Source organism: Nocardia alni, assembly GCF_019038435.1.
GTDB lineage: Bacteria > Actinomycetota > Actinomycetes > Mycobacteriales > Mycobacteriaceae > Nocardia > Nocardia alni.
Genome location: NZ_JAGPOX010000058.1, coordinates 15,196 through 31,013, shown reverse-complemented (window position 1 = coordinate 31,013; position 15,818 = coordinate 15,196). Strand labels below are relative to the sequence as shown.

Sequence of the window (15,818 nt, the reverse complement as noted above, 5' to 3'; positions counted from 1 at the left end):
CGGTAGCAGGGCACCGGCGGCGATTCGCAGGCGCCATCCTGATCGGGGCGCCCGACGGTGTATCGCCGATGGATTGTCGGCGTACCGGTATCAGCGACGGCTGGCGCGACGGTAGCCGATGGCGGCGGGGACGGCGAAGATCCCGATCATGCCGACCGACCAGATGAGGGTGAAGGTCAGCAGGTGGGCCGAGGCGCTGCCGGTGGCGAGGGCGTGCATGGTGTCGACGACGACGGACATGGGCTGGTCGTGGACCACCGGGCGGATCCACGGCGGGTAGGCCGCGAGGGGGACGAAACCGGTGCTGAAGAACATCATCAGTGAGGTGACCACGGTGATGCCCTCCACCAGTGTGGCTTTGGCGGTGTAGACCGCCGTCGCGGTGACGATCGTGGCGAAGGCCAGGCCGAACAGGACTGGGAGGCACAGGAATACGACGGTCGCCACGATGCCGCCGTGGAAGCGGAAGCCCAGCAGGCAGCCGACGATCACGACGGTCACCGTGCCCGCGAGGATCCGTGCGCCTTCGGCGAGGACGCGGGCGGCCGGGCCGGAGGCACGGTGGACCGGCAGCACCCAGAACCGGGCCAGCAGGCCCGCGTCGCGTTCGCGTCCGAGCAGGATTCCGTTGCCGACCGCGCCGGACAGCGCCCCGACGACGGCGGTCAACGGAACCGAACCGTCGAGGGGGTTGCTGCCGGTGAACTTCCGAATCTGGCCGCCCACAACGACATCCAGCATGACCAGCAGCAGGCACGGAATGATCAGCGTTTCCAACAGGGCGACCGGACTGCGGGCCCAGCGCAGCAGCAGTCGCTGGGTCTGGATCACCGTGTGCAGTACCAGCGCCGATATCGAACGCTCGGAGGCGATGGGGATACGGTCCGCGCGAGCGGTGGTGAGAGTGGTCATGCCCGTCCTTTACCGAGTCGGATCGACAGCGGGATGCAGATCACGACGATGGCCAGCGCCCACGCCACCGGCGCGGCGGTCAGGTGCCCGGACTGCGGCCACTGATCACCGGCCAGCGCCCGCAACGCGCCGGCCCACTGCGAAACAGGTTGGTTACGCACGAAAGGTCTTATCCACGAGGGGAAGTCATCGATCGGCGCCAAGCCGGTCGACAGCATCCCGAAGATCACCGGCGGCAGCACGAGCGCCTGCGCGGTGGTCTCGGGGCTGCGAGAGGCGGTTCCGATCACATCGGCGGCCAGGATCAACGCCGCCCCGACGAGCACCGAGAACAGCAGGAACGCGAGGATGTGCCCGGCGCCGAGGTAGAACCGGAATCCGATCACATGTCCGCAGACCAGTGCCGTGGCCAGTGCGACAAGGAGCCGGAAGATGTTGCCGCACATCCGTGCCGCCGCGGGAATCAGCGGTCCGATCGGCATCGCGGCGAAGCGTCGATCGAGTCCGGTGACCGCATCGGTGGCGGCCCGGAACGCTGCCGACACGGCCGTGAAGGCGGCCGCCTGCAGGACCACCAACGGCATCATGAACTGCGCGTAGCTGCTGAATCCGGTGCCGGTGAAGCTCATGATCGTCTGCAGCGGAATGTAGAAACTGGCGGTGAAGGCGGCGGGCCCCAGGATCGAGGTCAGCACCTCACCGGTTTTCACCGACGGCACGACCGATCGGGTGGTGAGCACCCACCACTGCTGTGTGCGTCGCGGCGTCGCCGTCACCGTGGACGGCCGGGTTATAGCGCTCATACGGCGACCTGCGCGAGTTCGCTGTCCGGCGCGGCGGAATGTCCTGTGAGCCGCAGGAATACCTCATCGAGCGACGGCCTGCGCAACGCGACGTCCACCACTTCCAGTCCCGCGGAGTCGATTCGGCGCAGCACCTCGGCAAGTGTGCGGGTGCCCTCGGGGGCCGCGAGGGTGATTCGTGTCGCGTCGGCGCCGAGTGTGGCGTCGAACTCCATCAGGGGTGAGAGCGCCGCGGCCAGGGCGGGCAGGTCCGCGGTATCCAGCGGGACCACCTCGCAATAGCTGCCTCCGGTACGTGATTTCAGCTCGTCCGCGGTGCCCGACGCGATCACCGTGCCGTGGTCGATGACGATGATCCGATCGCTCAGCGCGTCGGCCTCCTCCAGATACTGGGTGGTGAGCAGGGTGGTGATACCGGCTTTCTTGAAGCCCGCCACCAGGTTCCAGACGCTCTGCCTGCTGCGCGGGTCGAGCCCGGTCGTCGGCTCGTCCAGAAAGGCGACCTCCGGGCGCACGACCAGACCGCAGGCGATGTCGATCCGGCGGCGCATCCCACCCGAATAGGTCCCGACCCGCCGGCCCGCCGCCTCCGCGAGATCGAACTCGACGAGCAACTCCTGCGCCCGGCTCCGGGCCGCCCGCTTGCGCAAGCCCATCAGCCGGCCGAACATCACGAGATTCTCGTAGCCGCTGAGCATCTCGTCGAGCGCGGCGAACTGACCGGTGAGCATGATGCGCCGTCGCACCGCGGCGGGGTCGGCGACCACATCGTGCCCGGCGACGACCGCACGGCCCCGGTCGGGTGCGACGAGTGTCGACAGAATGTTGACCAGCGTGGTCTTGCCGGCTCCGTTCGGACCCAGGACGCCGAGCACCTCGCCCGGCTCGGCCGTGAAATCGATGCCGCGCAGTGCGGCGACCGCGCCGAACGATTTGGCTATTCCGGCTACTTCGACTCCGGAATTCATCGGTGTCCTCCCAGGTGTTCGTCGAGCACGCGGGCGATGATCGCCAGCGCGTGCGGTGTGGTCATGTCGTCGTGGGTGACCTCGACGTCGTAGGTGCTGATGGCACCGGTCACGTAGGGCCGCCAGCCGTCCGGGCCGAAGGTGTCGGAGGTGGCGGAGGTGGCGGAGGTGTCGACGGTGGCGTGGAAATACAGGACGTCACCGTGGAAGACCGGGCGCCGGTACCCGGTTCTGGTTCGCGCGGAGGCGTTGTAGGAGGCGGCCATTCGCTCGATGGTGTCGGCGTCGACGAGCGAGATCCCGCCCGTCCGTGCGCGAATCGAGTCCGCCGCCTGCTCCGCGGTGGCATCCGCGGGCACGTCGTGCACACCGAATGCCGCGCCGAACGCGTTGACGAACGCTCCCGCGCCCAGCCGCTCGATGGCCTCGCCGTCGATGTCGGCGGTGTCGGCGTCCAGCAGGGCGACGACACCGACTTCCGCACCGGCCCTGTCCAATTCGTCGGCGACAGCGTGCGCGATGAGCCCGCCGAACGACCAGCCGAGCAGGTGATAGGGGCCCGACGGCTGGATCGCGCGGATCTCGCGCACGTAGCGCTCGGCGAACTCCTCGATCGAGCGTGCCGACGGTTCCCGCCCGCTCAGGTCGGGGGCTTGCAGGCCGTAGATCGGCCGGCCCGGCCGTAGCGCGTCCGCCAGTCCCAGATAGCTCCACGAGATACCGGAGGAGGGGTGGATGCAGAACAGGGCCGGTTCACTGCCCTCGGGCCGGATGGGCAGGCGCACATCCAGTCCCAGGCCGCTCGGTGCGGCAGGCACAGCGGGCGCCATGGCCCGGGCGGCCGGAGAGTCGGCGAAACGGGCTGCCGCGCTCAGTATTTCGATCCACAGGTCGGCCAGTTCGTCGACTGACCGCTGATCGAGCAGTGTGGAGGGGAAGCCGATGGTGGCTCGGAGGCGATCCCCTACGACCATCGCGTTGATGTCGATGGCCGATTGCAGTGGTACGTCGGAATGCTCGGCGATGAGCACGTCATCCAGTTCCCCGGTCGGCATCCAGCCCAGTCCCTGCGAGTCGGCGGAGAGGTCCGTAATCCCGAGACGGCCGAGGTAGTTGAAGCTCACCCGGCCCGGCAACCCGGCGGAGAATCGCGCTGCCGTCGCGGGGTTGAGATAGCGCAGCAGACCGAACCCTATTCCCTTGTGCGGTATTTCGAGCAGCTGGCGCTGCACCGCGCGGATAGCCGCGCCCATCGCGGGACCTCCGGCCATCGCTTCGTCGAGATCGACGCCGTCGAGCTCGAGTCGCACCGGATAGAGGCTGGTGAACCAGCCGACGGTGTGCGACAGGTCGGCGCCGGGGATGACCTCCTCCTGCCTGCCGTGGCCCTCGAGCCGTAGCAGCACATTGCGGTCGCTCGCGTCGCGCCAGCGCAGCAGGGCCAGTGCCAATGTGGCGAGCAGGGCGTCGTCCACCCCGCCCTGGAACAGGCCGGGCAACGTGGTGAGCAGGGCATGGGTGACCGGCTGCGGCGCTTCCCGCTCGATCGAGCGCAGCGTATCCGCTCGATCGATGGCGGGGTCGAGCTCACGCGGGCCGATCAGTGGATCGGGACCGGCGACGACGCGTTGCCAGTAGTCGAGTTCGCGCACGCGAGTATCGGTGTGCGCTTCCTCGGCGAGCGCGGTCGTCCAGCGGCGCATCGACGTGCCTGTCTCGGTGAGCACCGGGACAGCGCCGGTGGATACCTGTGCCCAGGCGCGGATCAGGTCCGGTACGAGGATTCGCCAGGAGACGGCATCGATCACCAGGTGGTGCGCGACGATGATGAGCCGTCCCGGGGCGTTTCCCGCGCTCGGATCGAGCCAGACGAACTGGAGCACGACACCGTTCGCGGGAGCCAGCCGGTCCGTCGCCGAATCCAGCTCACGCGCAGCGCATTCGCGAAGTTCGGCCGGATCGACCCGCACATGCCGGATCAGCTCGTCCACGGCAGTCGATCCGGGTTCGCTCACGATCAGCCGGGGATTCTCGTCGGCGATCAGGCGGGCACGCAGCATGTCGTGCCGGTCGATCACCGCCGACAGCGTCGCCGTCAGCTTGTCGCGGTCGATATCGGCCGGGAGTCTCAGCACGACGGACTGCGCGAAACGGTCGTAGTTGCCGCCGCGTTCGAGCATGTAGTGCCCGATCGGCGGGAGCGGCAGTTCACCGACTCCGCCGCCGGGCAACTCGTCCAGGGTGAGTGCCGGGCCCGACGCGTCGGCGACGGCGGCCAGCGCGGCGACCGTGCGGTGCTGGAACACTTGCAGCGGAGTGCATGTCACACCCCGCTGTCTGGCCGACGAGACCAGCTGGATGGCGATGATGCTGTCGCCGCCGAGCGCGAAGAACGAATCGTCGGCGCCCACCCGGTCGGCCCCGAGCAGCTCACCCACGATGTCGGCCAGGATCCGCTCGGTCGGCGTGGACGGCACCCGGTATTCGGTGCGCTCGTTGCCGAACTTCGCTTCCGGCAATGCTTTTCGGTCGAGCTTGCCGACGGCGTTGAGCGGGATCGCGTCCAGCACGACGAATGCCGAGGGCACCATGTAGGCGGGCAGCGTTTCCGCGGCGACGGCATGCACATGGGCGAGATCGGGTTCGGTTCCGGGTGTGCGTACCAGGTAGGCCGCGAGCGCGGTCGTCCCGGCCGGGCCGGGAACACCCAGCGTCACCGCGAAATCGACGCCCTCGGCGCGGCGAAGCACCGCGTCGATCTCACCGAGCTCGATGCGCTGCCCGCGGATCTTGATCTGGAAATCGCCGCGGCCGAGGTACTCCAGTCGCGGCCGCGTGCCCGCGCGCACCCAGCGCACCAGATCACCGGTGCGGTACATCATCTCGCCCGCCACACCGAACGGATGCGCGACGAAGCGACCAGCGCTCAGCCCCGGCTGGGCGTGATATCCGCGTGCCAGGGCGGGACCGGCGAGATACAACTCGCCCGTGACCCCGACCGGCGCCGGACGCAGACTCTCGTCGAGGACCAGCACGGCGGCGCCGCTGATCGGCTCGCCGATCGTGATCGGTTCGCCCGCGACCAGTTCCGCGGGTCCGGTGGCCCAGATCGTGAACTCGCTCGGGCCGTACAGATTCACCATCCGGCGGCCCGGCGACCATCGCGCGATCAGTTCCGCCGGTGGCGCCTCCCCCGCCACCGCTAGGACCCGAAGGGTGTGCAGGCCCTCGGGTTCCATCGTGGCCAGGGCCGACGGTGTGATAACCGCATGGGTCACCGCTTCGGCCGCGATCAGCCCGGCCAGGTCCGGCCCGCCGAAGGTCTCCGGTGGCGACACCACCAGGGCGGCGCCCGAGCCGAAGGCCAGCAGGGCCTCGAAGACGCAGGCGTCGAAACTCGGCGATGCCACCTGCAACACTCGCGACGAGTGGTCCACACCGAGCAGATCGCGCTGCGACGCAACGAGATCGGCAAGCCCGCGGTGGGTGACGGTGACGCCCTTGGGCGTGCCGGTCGAGCCGGAGGTGTAGATCAGCCACGCGGGCGTGTGCGGCCGTACGGTGGCGGGCAGCTTGCCGGTGTCCGGGCGGTCCAAGACGCCGGGGTCGTCGAGCACCAGCCATTCGATGTCATCGGACAGCAGGCGCCGATAGGCCGTGAGGGTGAGGCCGACCCGGGCGCCGGAATCGTTGAGCAGGTGTTCGATTCGCTCGGCCGGGTGCGTCGGATCCACGGGCAGGAAGGCGGCGCCGGTCTTCGCGGCGGCCCAGATACCGTCGATCAACTCGCTCGAGCGCGGAAGGCCCAGTGCCACTACGGTTTCTGGTCCCACGCCGGAAGCCAGCAGCCGCTCGGCCAGCCGGTCGGTGCGTCCGTCCAGCGCGCGGTAGGTCGTCGTCCGGCCGCCGTCGATCACGGCCGGGCGATCGGGGTAGCGAGCGACAGCGGCAGCGAGAATCTCGGGAAGTGTTGTCGTTCCGGCGGATTCGGCGCCGCGCATCGGGACGAGCGCCGAGCGCTCGGTGTCATCGAGAATGTCGATATCGGCGAGGCGCACCTGCGGGCGCGCGAGTACGGCATCCAGGACCTGCTGCCACCGGGCCACCAGCGCGAGGATCGTCGACTCGTCGAACAGGTCGGTCGCATACGTCACCACGCCGTCCAGCCCGGCCGGACCCGCCGCCGAAACATGCTCGCGCAGGTCGAATGTCAGATCGAACTGCGAGGCGCTGCGGTCGACGTCCTCGACCGCCACACGCAGACCGGGCAGCTCCACGACGGGCTCGGTGAAGTTCTGCAGGCTCAACAGCACCTGGAACAGCGGCTGATGCGCGGTGGACCGCTCCGGGTCGAGCACCTGGACCAGCCGCTCGAACGGGACGTCGGCGTGGGCGAACGCATCCAGATCCACCGATCGGATCGTGTCGAGGAACTGGGCGAATTCGGTGGCCGGGTCGACCGGCGTGCGCAATGCCAGCGTATTGACGAACATGCCGACCATCTCGTCCAGCGCCGGGTCGCCACGTCCGGCCACGGGGGTGCCGATCACCACGTCCCGAGCGCCACTGAGCCGGGCCGTGAGCAGCGCGAGCACGGCGTGCGCGACCATGAACGGGCTCGCCGCGTGCGCTGCCGCGAAATCGACCAGGGCGCGGTGCCGTTCGACGTCGATGGTGAAATTCACCTCGGCGCTACGCAGGGACTGCACGGCCGGACGGGGACGGTCGGCGGGCAACTCCAGCAACTCCGGTGCGCCTGCCAGAGTCTCGCTCCAGTACCGGATCTGCTGTGCGGACACAGATTCCGGGTCGGATTCGTCGCCGAGCAGTTCCCGATGCCACAGCGCGAAGTCGGCGTATTGGACGGCCGGCGGCACCAGGGCCGCGGTACCGCCGGTCGAGTGCTGCGAATAGGCGGCGATGAGATCCGTTGCCAGCGGCGCCATCGATGCGCCGTCAGCGCTGATGTGGTGCACGACCAGCACGACCACGTGCACCGGCGGGCCGGACGCGACGGAATCAAGGCGGAAGATGCCCGCGCGCAACGGAAGGTCCGTGGTCAGGTCGAAGCCCGTGCCGGTGAGCGCGTCGATCCGGGCGCGCAGCGGTGCGCCGTCCACGGTGTCGTCCACCGTGATGTCCGGTGTGCTCGTCGCGATGTCGATCACCACCTGGCGGGGCCCGCCGGCATCGGCGGGGTACACCGTACGCAGGCTCTCGTGTTCGGCGACAACGTCGGTGAGCGCCGCGCGCATGGCATCGACATCGAGAGCGCCGGTGAGTCGCAGCGCCACCGCGATGTTGTAGGCGGGTGACGCCGAGTCCAGCCGGTTGAGTACCCACATACGCTGCTGCGCCGCCGACAACGGGATCCGGTCCGGACGGATCCGAGGCGTCAGGGCGCGACGGCCCGGGGCGTCCGCGGCCGGAACGACCCGCCCGGACAGCTGCGCGACCGTGGGTGCGTCGAACAGATCGCGCAAGGCCACCGTGGCGCCCAGCGCCGAGTTCACCCGGGCCACCACCTTGGTCGCACTCAGGGAATTGCCGCCGAGTTCGAAGAACGACTGATCGACACCCACCCGGTCGGCGCCGAGAACATCGGCGAACACCCCGGCAACGGTGTGCTCCATCGGAGTTCGCGGCGCCAGGTAGGGCCGCTGAGAATCGGAGAAATCCGGCGCCGGCAACGCGCGCCGATCCAGTTTGCCGACCGGGGTCAGCGGAATCGATTCCAGCACAACGATATAGCCGGGCACCATATAGCCGGGCAGTTGCGCGGCGACGCGCGTGCGCAGGCGTTCGGTATCCAGCTCGATGCCCTCGCCCGGCAGGACGTAGGACACCAGCACGGTCGAGCCCGAGGGTCCGGACCGGCCGAGCGTCACCGCGAACTCGATCTGCTCATCGCGTGACAGCACCGCGTCGATCTCGCCCAGCTCGATCCGCAGGCCGCGAATCTTGACCTGAAAGTCGCCGCGGCCCAGATACTCCAAGGCCAACAGCCCGTCGCTCCCGGTCACCCACCGCACCATGTCCCCGGTCCGGTACATGCGATCACCCGGCGAGCCATAGGGATCGGCGACGAAGCGTTCCGAGGTCATCGCGAATCGGTTGAAGTACCCGCGCGCGAGTGCGGGACCGGCCAGATACAGTTCGCCGGGTATCCCGACCGGCACCGGCCGCAACCAGGCGTCCAGGACGGTCGCGGCGGTGCCGCGGATCGGGGCGCCGATCGTGATCGGTTCGCCCGCTCGCAGTTCCGCGGGACCGGTGGCCCAGATGCTGAATTCGGTGGGTCCGTAGAGGTTCACCATCCGGCGGCCGGGAGACCATCGCGCGACCAGTTCGGGCGTCGCCGCCTCGCCGGCCACCGCCAGCACCCGGAGGTGGCGCAGGCCGAGGGGATCCATGGTGGCCAGGGCCGAGGGCGTGATCACCGCATGGGTCACCCGCTCGGCGCGCAGCAGGTGTTCCAGGTCGCCGCCGCCGTAGACCTCGGGCGGCGAGACCACCAGCCGCCCGCCCGCCCCGTGCGCGGTGAGCAGCTCGAACACCGAGGCGTCGAAACTGGGCGAGGCCACCTGCAACACACTGGATGTCGGCTCCACCGCCAGCGAAGCCCGTTGCGCGGAGACCAGATCCGCGATACCGCGATGACTGAGCAATACCGCCTTCGGCTTACCGGTGGACCCGGAGGTGTAGATCAGGTAAGCGGTCTGGTCGAGGGCGATCGGCCCGCCGCGTTCGGCGTCGGTGATGGGCGCCTCGGAGACGGTCATGACCCGTCGCATGGTGTTGAGGTCGTCCAGCAGCAGCCAGTCGATCGTGCCGGGCAGTGTCTCGCCGGTCGCCGTCACGGTCACGCCGATCGGCGCCTTCGAATCGGCAAGCATGTGTTCGATGCGCTCGACGGGGTGACTCGGATCCAGCGGCGCGAACGCCGCGCCGGTCTTGGCCAGTGCCCATACCGCGACCACCGACTCGAGCGAGCGGGTCATCGCCAGGATCACGAACACCTCGCGGCCGATTCCCCGGCACAGCAGCATCCGCGCGAACCGATTGGACCAGGCATCCAGTTCGCCGTAGGACATGCTGAATTCGCCTGCGGTGACGGCGATCGCGTCGGGGTCGATGCGAGCGCCGGCGGCGAGGATCTCGGGCAGCGTCCGCGATCCTACCGATTCCGGGCCGCGCATCGACGTCAGCGCGGAGCGTTCGTCGGCATCGCAGTACTGCACCCGCGCGACGAGTAGGTCCGGATTATCGGCGAATTGAGTCAGCAGTTCGGCGAACCGATTCAGCAGCGGCAGCGCCTCACCGGACGCCAAGCGCCCAGTCAGGAATTTCAGGGTGATGCGCAGGGTGTCGCCGGGTTGAGGAACGACCATCAGATTCAGCGGATACGGTGTGGCGTCGGTGCCATCGATATCGGGTACCCGCAATCCCGCACTGTCCAGAGACCGGCTCAGCGCTTCACGGTCGATCGGGTAGGACTCGAAAACGGTGAGGGTGTCGAATAATTCGGCGAGACCCACGGCCTGATGGATCGCCGCGAGACCGATGTGCTGATGATCCATCAGACGGGTCTGCTCGCGCTGCACCCGGGCCAGCAGCTCGGCCACGCACTCGTGCGGGTCGAGCCGGACGCGGACCGGCAGGGTGTTGATGAACAGGCCGATCATCTCCTCGGCCCCCGCCAGCTCCGGCGGTCTGCCCGATACCGTGGCGCCGAACACCACATCGGTCCGGCCGGTCAGCATGGCGAGCAACATTGCCCAGGCGGCCTGGATCACGGTGTTGACCGTCGCGCCCGACCCGCGGGCGAGCTTTTCCAGTCCGGCCACGATATCGCGGGACAGCTCGGTGGAAACCATTCCCGTTCGGCCGGATTCGCGGCCGGTCGAGTCCGGCAGCGCACGCGTCGGCGTATCGACGCCTGCCAGATACTCGGTCCAGACCGCGAGCGATCGCGCGTCGTCCCGGGCGCCGAGCCAGGCCAGGAATTCCCGGTACGAGTGGACCGGCGGCAGAATCGACGCGTCGCCGTCGGTGACGTACAGCGTCAGCAGTTCGCGCACCAGCAGCGGTGTCGACCAGCCATCCAGGACGAGATGGTGGTTGGTCAGCACGAAACGGTAAGTGCCGGAACCGATGCGGACGAGGGTGAACCGCACCAGTGGCGGGCGGGTCAGTTCGAATCGGGTGCGCGCGTCGACGGCGACGATGCGGTCCAGTTCCCGCTGCCGCAGCCCGGAATCGGTGATCGCCGTGAGATCGACGTCGCGCCACAGGATTTCGGCGTGCGCCGAGACGAGCTGGCGTGGGCCGTCGTCGGTTTCCACGAAGGCGACGCGCAGGTTCTCGTGCCTGGCGACCAGCGTCCGGGCCGCGGCCCGCAGCCGGGCCGGGTCGACCCGGCCGGACAGGGTGAGCAGCGACTGCACCGTGTAGTCGTCGGCGATGCCGGTGTCATAGACGGCGTGAAACAGCAGGCCCTGCTGCAACGGCGAGAGCGGCCACACGTCCATCAGCTCCGGATACGCTCGCTCCCAAGTGTCGATCTGCTGTTGCGAGACCGCGATCAGGCCGAAGTCCGAGGGGGTGTGGCTGCCCGCGTCCGGGCCGCTCGCATGCTCGGCCAGAGCGTGCAGCGCGTCGCTCCACAGCGCGACGAGTTCGTCGATGTCGGCCGCGTCGAGTAGCCGGGTGGCGTAGGCCCAGGTCACCTCGAGGCCCTCGGTGGTGCGGATCGCGTTGATGTCGACGACGGCGGCCAGCGGGGCCTGCGCGTCGTGGGTGGCCGTGAAACGTTGCGGGAGCCAGGGATCGGTGTCCGTCGTCGCGCGACCGAGATAGTTGAAGCTGATCTGCGGAGTGTGGTCGCCCGCGAGCACGGCGGCGGTGTCCGGGTTCAGGTAACGGAGCATCCCGTAGCCGATGCCCTTGTCCGGCAACGCCCGCAGCTGTTCTTTGACGGTCTTGATCACCGTGCCCGCGGCAGCGCCACCGGCAAAAGCCTCGGTCAGGTCGATGCCGTCGAGGTCGATCGCGGCGGGATACACACTGGTGAACCAGCCGACCGTGCGCGCGATATCCGCGCCGGGCAGCACGCCCTCCTCACGGCCGTGGCCCTCGAGGGTGAACACCGTGCGCGATCGGTCGCGCCACCGGCTCACCGCCATGGCGAGCGCGGCGAGCAGTACATCGTCCGCGCCGCAGTGGAATCGGTCCGGGGCGGCGCCCAGGACGGTGTCCGCGATGTCGGGAGCGATGCTGGTGTGCCGTTCGCCCATGGTGGCGATCACATCGAGCGCGGGATCCAGCCGGTCCGTCCCCAGTGCGGGATCCGGGGCCGACATCCGTTGCCAGACAGGCAGTTCGGATGCACGGTCTCGTGCCTGTGACCGCTGACCATCGGCCCAGCGCCGGAAGGAGGTACCGACCGGCGCCGGGTCACCGCCCAGTGCCACAGCGGCCAGATCGGGCAACAGGATTCGCCAGGACACGCCATCGGTGACGAGATGGTGCAGCACTATCCAGCACAGGGGTGCGGCATGATCTTGCTCGATCAGGACGAAACGTGCGATGACACCGGCCTCGGGGTCGAGCAGATCGGCCGCCCGGTCCAGTTCGCGCGCACAGATCGCATCGATGTCCGAGTCAGCGTGCACGAGGTCCACCAGCGCCTCGGCATCGGCCGAACCGCGTTCACCCACCTGCCATACCCAGCCGTGCGGGGCACGCCGCAGCGCGGAACGCAGCAGGTCGTGATGGTCGGTCAGGGTCCGCACGGCCGCGACCAGACGCGACCGGTCGATGTCGGCGGGCAGCCCGATCAGCACGGCCTGACCGAAACGCCGCCAGGTATCGCCCTGCTCGAGCATCGCGTGCACGATCGGGGTGAGTTCAACCGAACCCACGCCGCCACCGGGCAGTTCACGGACCTGCGGCGCCGTCACGTCGGAGGCCGCGGCCGCGAGTGCCGCGACGGTCTTGCGCTCGAACACATCCCGTGCGCTGAACCCCAGCCCCGCGGCCTTCGCGCGGGACACCAGCTGGATGGACACGATGCTGTCGCCGCCCAGCGCGAAGAAGCTCTCCTCCGCCCCGACCGATTCCAGCCCGAGGACCTCGGCGAACAACCCGGCGAGCAGCTTCTCCCGGGGTGTCGACGGCGCTCGGCCCGTCGTAGTGCGAGCCTCGAAATCGGGAGTCGGCAGGGCCTTTCGGTCGACTTTGCCGAGCGGGGTCAGCGGGACGCTGTCCAGCAGCACGACCGCGGCGGGCACCATATGAGCCGGAAGTGTCCGACCGGCAACGGCTTTCAACTCCTCTGGGTCCGGTGCTGCGCCGACTCGCGGCAGGACGTAGGAGACGAGCGCGACAGCGCCGGAGCCGGTTTCGGCGCCGAGCGTGATGGAGAATTCGACATCCGGATGGTGCTGCAGCACCGCGTCGATCTCACCCAGCTCGACCCGGAAGCCGCGGATCTTGACCTGGAAGTCGTTGCGGCCCAGATACTCCAGCTCGTGCCTGCCGTCGTGTACGCGCCAGCGCACCAGGTCACCGGTGCGGTACATCCGCTCACCGTCACCGTACGGATTCGCCAGGAAGTGTGCGGCGGTGAGTCCACCGCGCCGGTGGTATCCGCGCGCCAGTCCGGCGCCCGCGAGATACAGCTCTCCCGTCGTCCCCGGGGGCACGGGCCGCAGCCACGGATCCAGTACCACCGCCGACACTCCGGGAGTCGGACCGCCGATCGTGATCGGTGTATCGGGGCCGAGCGGCTCGCTCACCGTCACCGTGACAGTGGTTTCCGTGGGCCCGTATCCGTTGAGCAGAGTGCGACCGGACCACCGGGCCACCAGATCCGGCGGGCAGGCATCGCCCCCGACCACGACCGTGCGCAGGCTCGGCACCGTCGCCGGATCCAGCGAGGCCGCCACCGCCGGAGTGACATCGAGATGGGTGACGCCGTGGGCGCGCAGCACCTGCGCCATCTCCTCGCCCGCGTACGCCGCCGGCGGAACGACCACCAGCGTCGCGCCGCGTGCGAGGGTCACCAGGATCTCCTCGACCGAGATGTCGAAGCTCGGCGATACCGCGTGGGCGACAACGGAATCGGAGTCGACTCCGAACCGGCTCCCGGAGCCCGCGACGAGGTTCGCCAGACCCCGATGGGTGACGAGCACCCCCTTGGGCAGTCCGGTCGATCCGGAGGTGTAGATCATGTACGCCGCCTGATCCGGGCGCACGACGGACAGCCGTTCGGCATCGGTGATCGCATCACCGGAGCGGGCGGACAGCTGAGCCGTGGTGGCGGGGTCGTCCAGGACCAGCCAATCCACCGTGTCCGGCAACGATTTCCGAGCAGATGCGATGGTCACACCCGAGACGACCGCGCTGTCGTCGAGCATGTGCCGGATCCGGTCGCCCGGATAGGACGGGTCGATCGGTACGAACGCGGCGCCGGTCCCGGCCACCGCGATCGTCGCGAGCACGGATTCGGCCGATCGCGAAATCGCCACCGCAACAGTGTTTTCCGGTCCGGCGCCGCCGGAGATCAGCATCCGGGCCAGCTGATTGGCGTACTGGTCGAGCATGCCGTAGGTCAGTTCGGTCTCACCGCTGACCAGTGCCACCGCGTCCCGGTCGAGCGCCACTGCGGCGGCGAGGATCTCGGGCAGCGTCCGGGGCGCCAGGCCGCGCGGTCCACGGACCGGCTCGAGTTCGGCGCGCTCCTGGTCGGACAGCACCGTCAGCGAAGCGAGCGCGGCGTCCGTCCCGGCGGCGAGGAACCGTTCCAGGAACGACACGAAGCGGCGGTGCTGTGCCGCCAATTCCGTTGCGCTGTACAGGTTCGCGTTGCCCTGAAAGTCGATGTGCGTGCTTTCGCCGCCGACACCGGGGTACAGATTGACGAACAGATCATCGATCAGTCCCGAAGTCAGCACGTGCAGTCGTCCGGTGACCCCGCCGAGCTGAATCCTGGTGTCGGCCATCATCAGATTCACCGACGGACCGAACGACACCGCCTGATCCATCCGACGCCCCAGGTCACGGAAGATATCCTCCTGCCGATAGCGCTGCCTGCGCAACGCGCCGGTCAGCTCGCCCTGCGCGGCCCGGATGAGCCCGCCGACCGTGGTGGCCGGGGTCATCGCCAGCCGCAGCGGAACGACATTCGCGATCATGCCGCCGGACCGGCGCAGCGACGCGGTGGTACGGGCCGAGACCGGCAGGCTCAGCACCACCTCGGGAGCGCCGGTCATCGCGGCCAGATACGCGCCGAATGCCGCGACCACCGTCGGCGCGACACCCGAGGAGGCGTCCTGCGCGACCGAATCCAACAGCGCCGCGGTCGCGTTCGACAACGCGCCGGTCGCTCGATTCGGATGCGAGTCGACCTCGGCGACGCGACCGGCAAGGTTGACCGGTTCCGGCATCCCGGCGAGATGGTCGAGCCAGTACGCGCGATCTGCGGCGAATCGATCCGAATCACGGTAGGCGCGTTCGGATTCGACGATCCGGCGCAGGTCGTCGGATTTCGCGGGCGCCGGTCGCCGACCCTCGATTTCGGCGTCGTAGAGCTCCCCGACGCGCTGTACCAGGGCGAGAGCGCCCATACCGTCGAGCGCGATGTGGTGAATCCGCGAGTACCAGAACCAATGATCGTCGGCCAGGCGCAGCATCACCATGTGCACCAGCCGGTCCTCGACAGGGTTCAGGGGCTCCTGGTAATCGGCCCGCATCCATACCTGAGCGGAGGCCGCGGGATCCGGTTCATGCCGGAGGTCCAGAATGCGCACGCGGTCGTCGAGCGTGGTGTCCACCGTCTGGAACGGGTAGCCGTCGACTTCGATCAGCCGCAGATAGCCGGTGCCGAACTCACGTCCCGCACGTCGCACGGCCCGCACGAGCAGCTCGACATCGATCGCGCCGGCCAGCTCCACGTACTGGGCGATGGAGATGGGTACATCGCCGGCGATGTGCTGGGCGAACCAGATGCCGCGTTGCGCCGCGGAAAGCTCGAAGACGTCATCGGGAGTGGTGGCCGGGGAAGTGAGCTGTCGCATGAGGAATCCAAGGATCGGCCCGCGCTCGAACCGCGGGCGGGTGACACGTATCGGGG

General features: G+C 68.9%; 4 protein-coding genes. All 4 read right to left on the bottom strand.

Annotation, left to right across the window (positions count from 1 at the left end):
* Nucleotides 1-90 precede the first annotated feature (90 nt).
* From JZ791_RS22180 to JZ791_RS22165, 4 genes are read right to left on the bottom strand one after another with little or no spacing between them, the layout of a single operon-like run.
* Nucleotides 91-912: an ABC transporter permease gene (locus JZ791_RS22180; protein ID WP_216897111.1), complete on the bottom strand. Its 822-nt coding sequence runs from the start codon at nt 910-912 to the stop codon at nt 91-93.
* Complete coding sequence (locus tag JZ791_RS22175) at nt 909-1,715, bottom strand: ABC transporter permease (RefSeq protein ID WP_216897110.1); 807 nt, start codon at nt 1,713-1,715, stop codon at nt 909-911. The genes JZ791_RS22180 and JZ791_RS22175 overlap by 4 nt, the downstream gene beginning before the upstream one ends.
* A complete protein-coding gene (locus JZ791_RS22170) occupies nt 1,712-2,683 on the bottom strand; it encodes an ATP-binding cassette domain-containing protein (protein ID WP_216897109.1) in 972 nt (323 codons plus the stop codon). The genes JZ791_RS22175 and JZ791_RS22170 overlap by 4 nt, the downstream gene beginning before the upstream one ends.
* Nucleotides 2,680-15,762, bottom strand: a complete 13,083-nt coding sequence (locus tag JZ791_RS22165; protein WP_216897108.1) for a non-ribosomal peptide synthetase — start codon at nt 15,760-15,762, stop codon at nt 2,680-2,682. Before JZ791_RS22165 ends, JZ791_RS22170 begins: the two co-directional genes overlap by 4 nt.
* Between the last annotated feature and the right edge of the window lie 56 nt (nt 15,763-15,818).

Bases quoted from the DNA above. Each gene is read 5' to 3' on its own strand.
- JZ791_RS22180 (WP_216897111.1), bottom strand. From the start codon at position 912: ATGACCACTCTCACCACCGCTCGCGCGGACCGTATCCCCATCGCCTCC.
- JZ791_RS22175 (WP_216897110.1), bottom strand. From the start codon at position 1,715: ATGAGCGCTATAACCCGGCCGTCCACGGTGACGGCGACGCCGCGACGC.
- JZ791_RS22170 (WP_216897109.1), bottom strand. From the start codon at position 2,683: ATGAATTCCGGAGTCGAAGTAGCCGGAATAGCCAAATCGTTCGGCGCG.
- JZ791_RS22165 (WP_216897108.1), bottom strand. From the start codon at position 15,762: ATGCGACAGCTCACTTCCCCGGCCACCACTCCCGATGACGTCTTCGAG.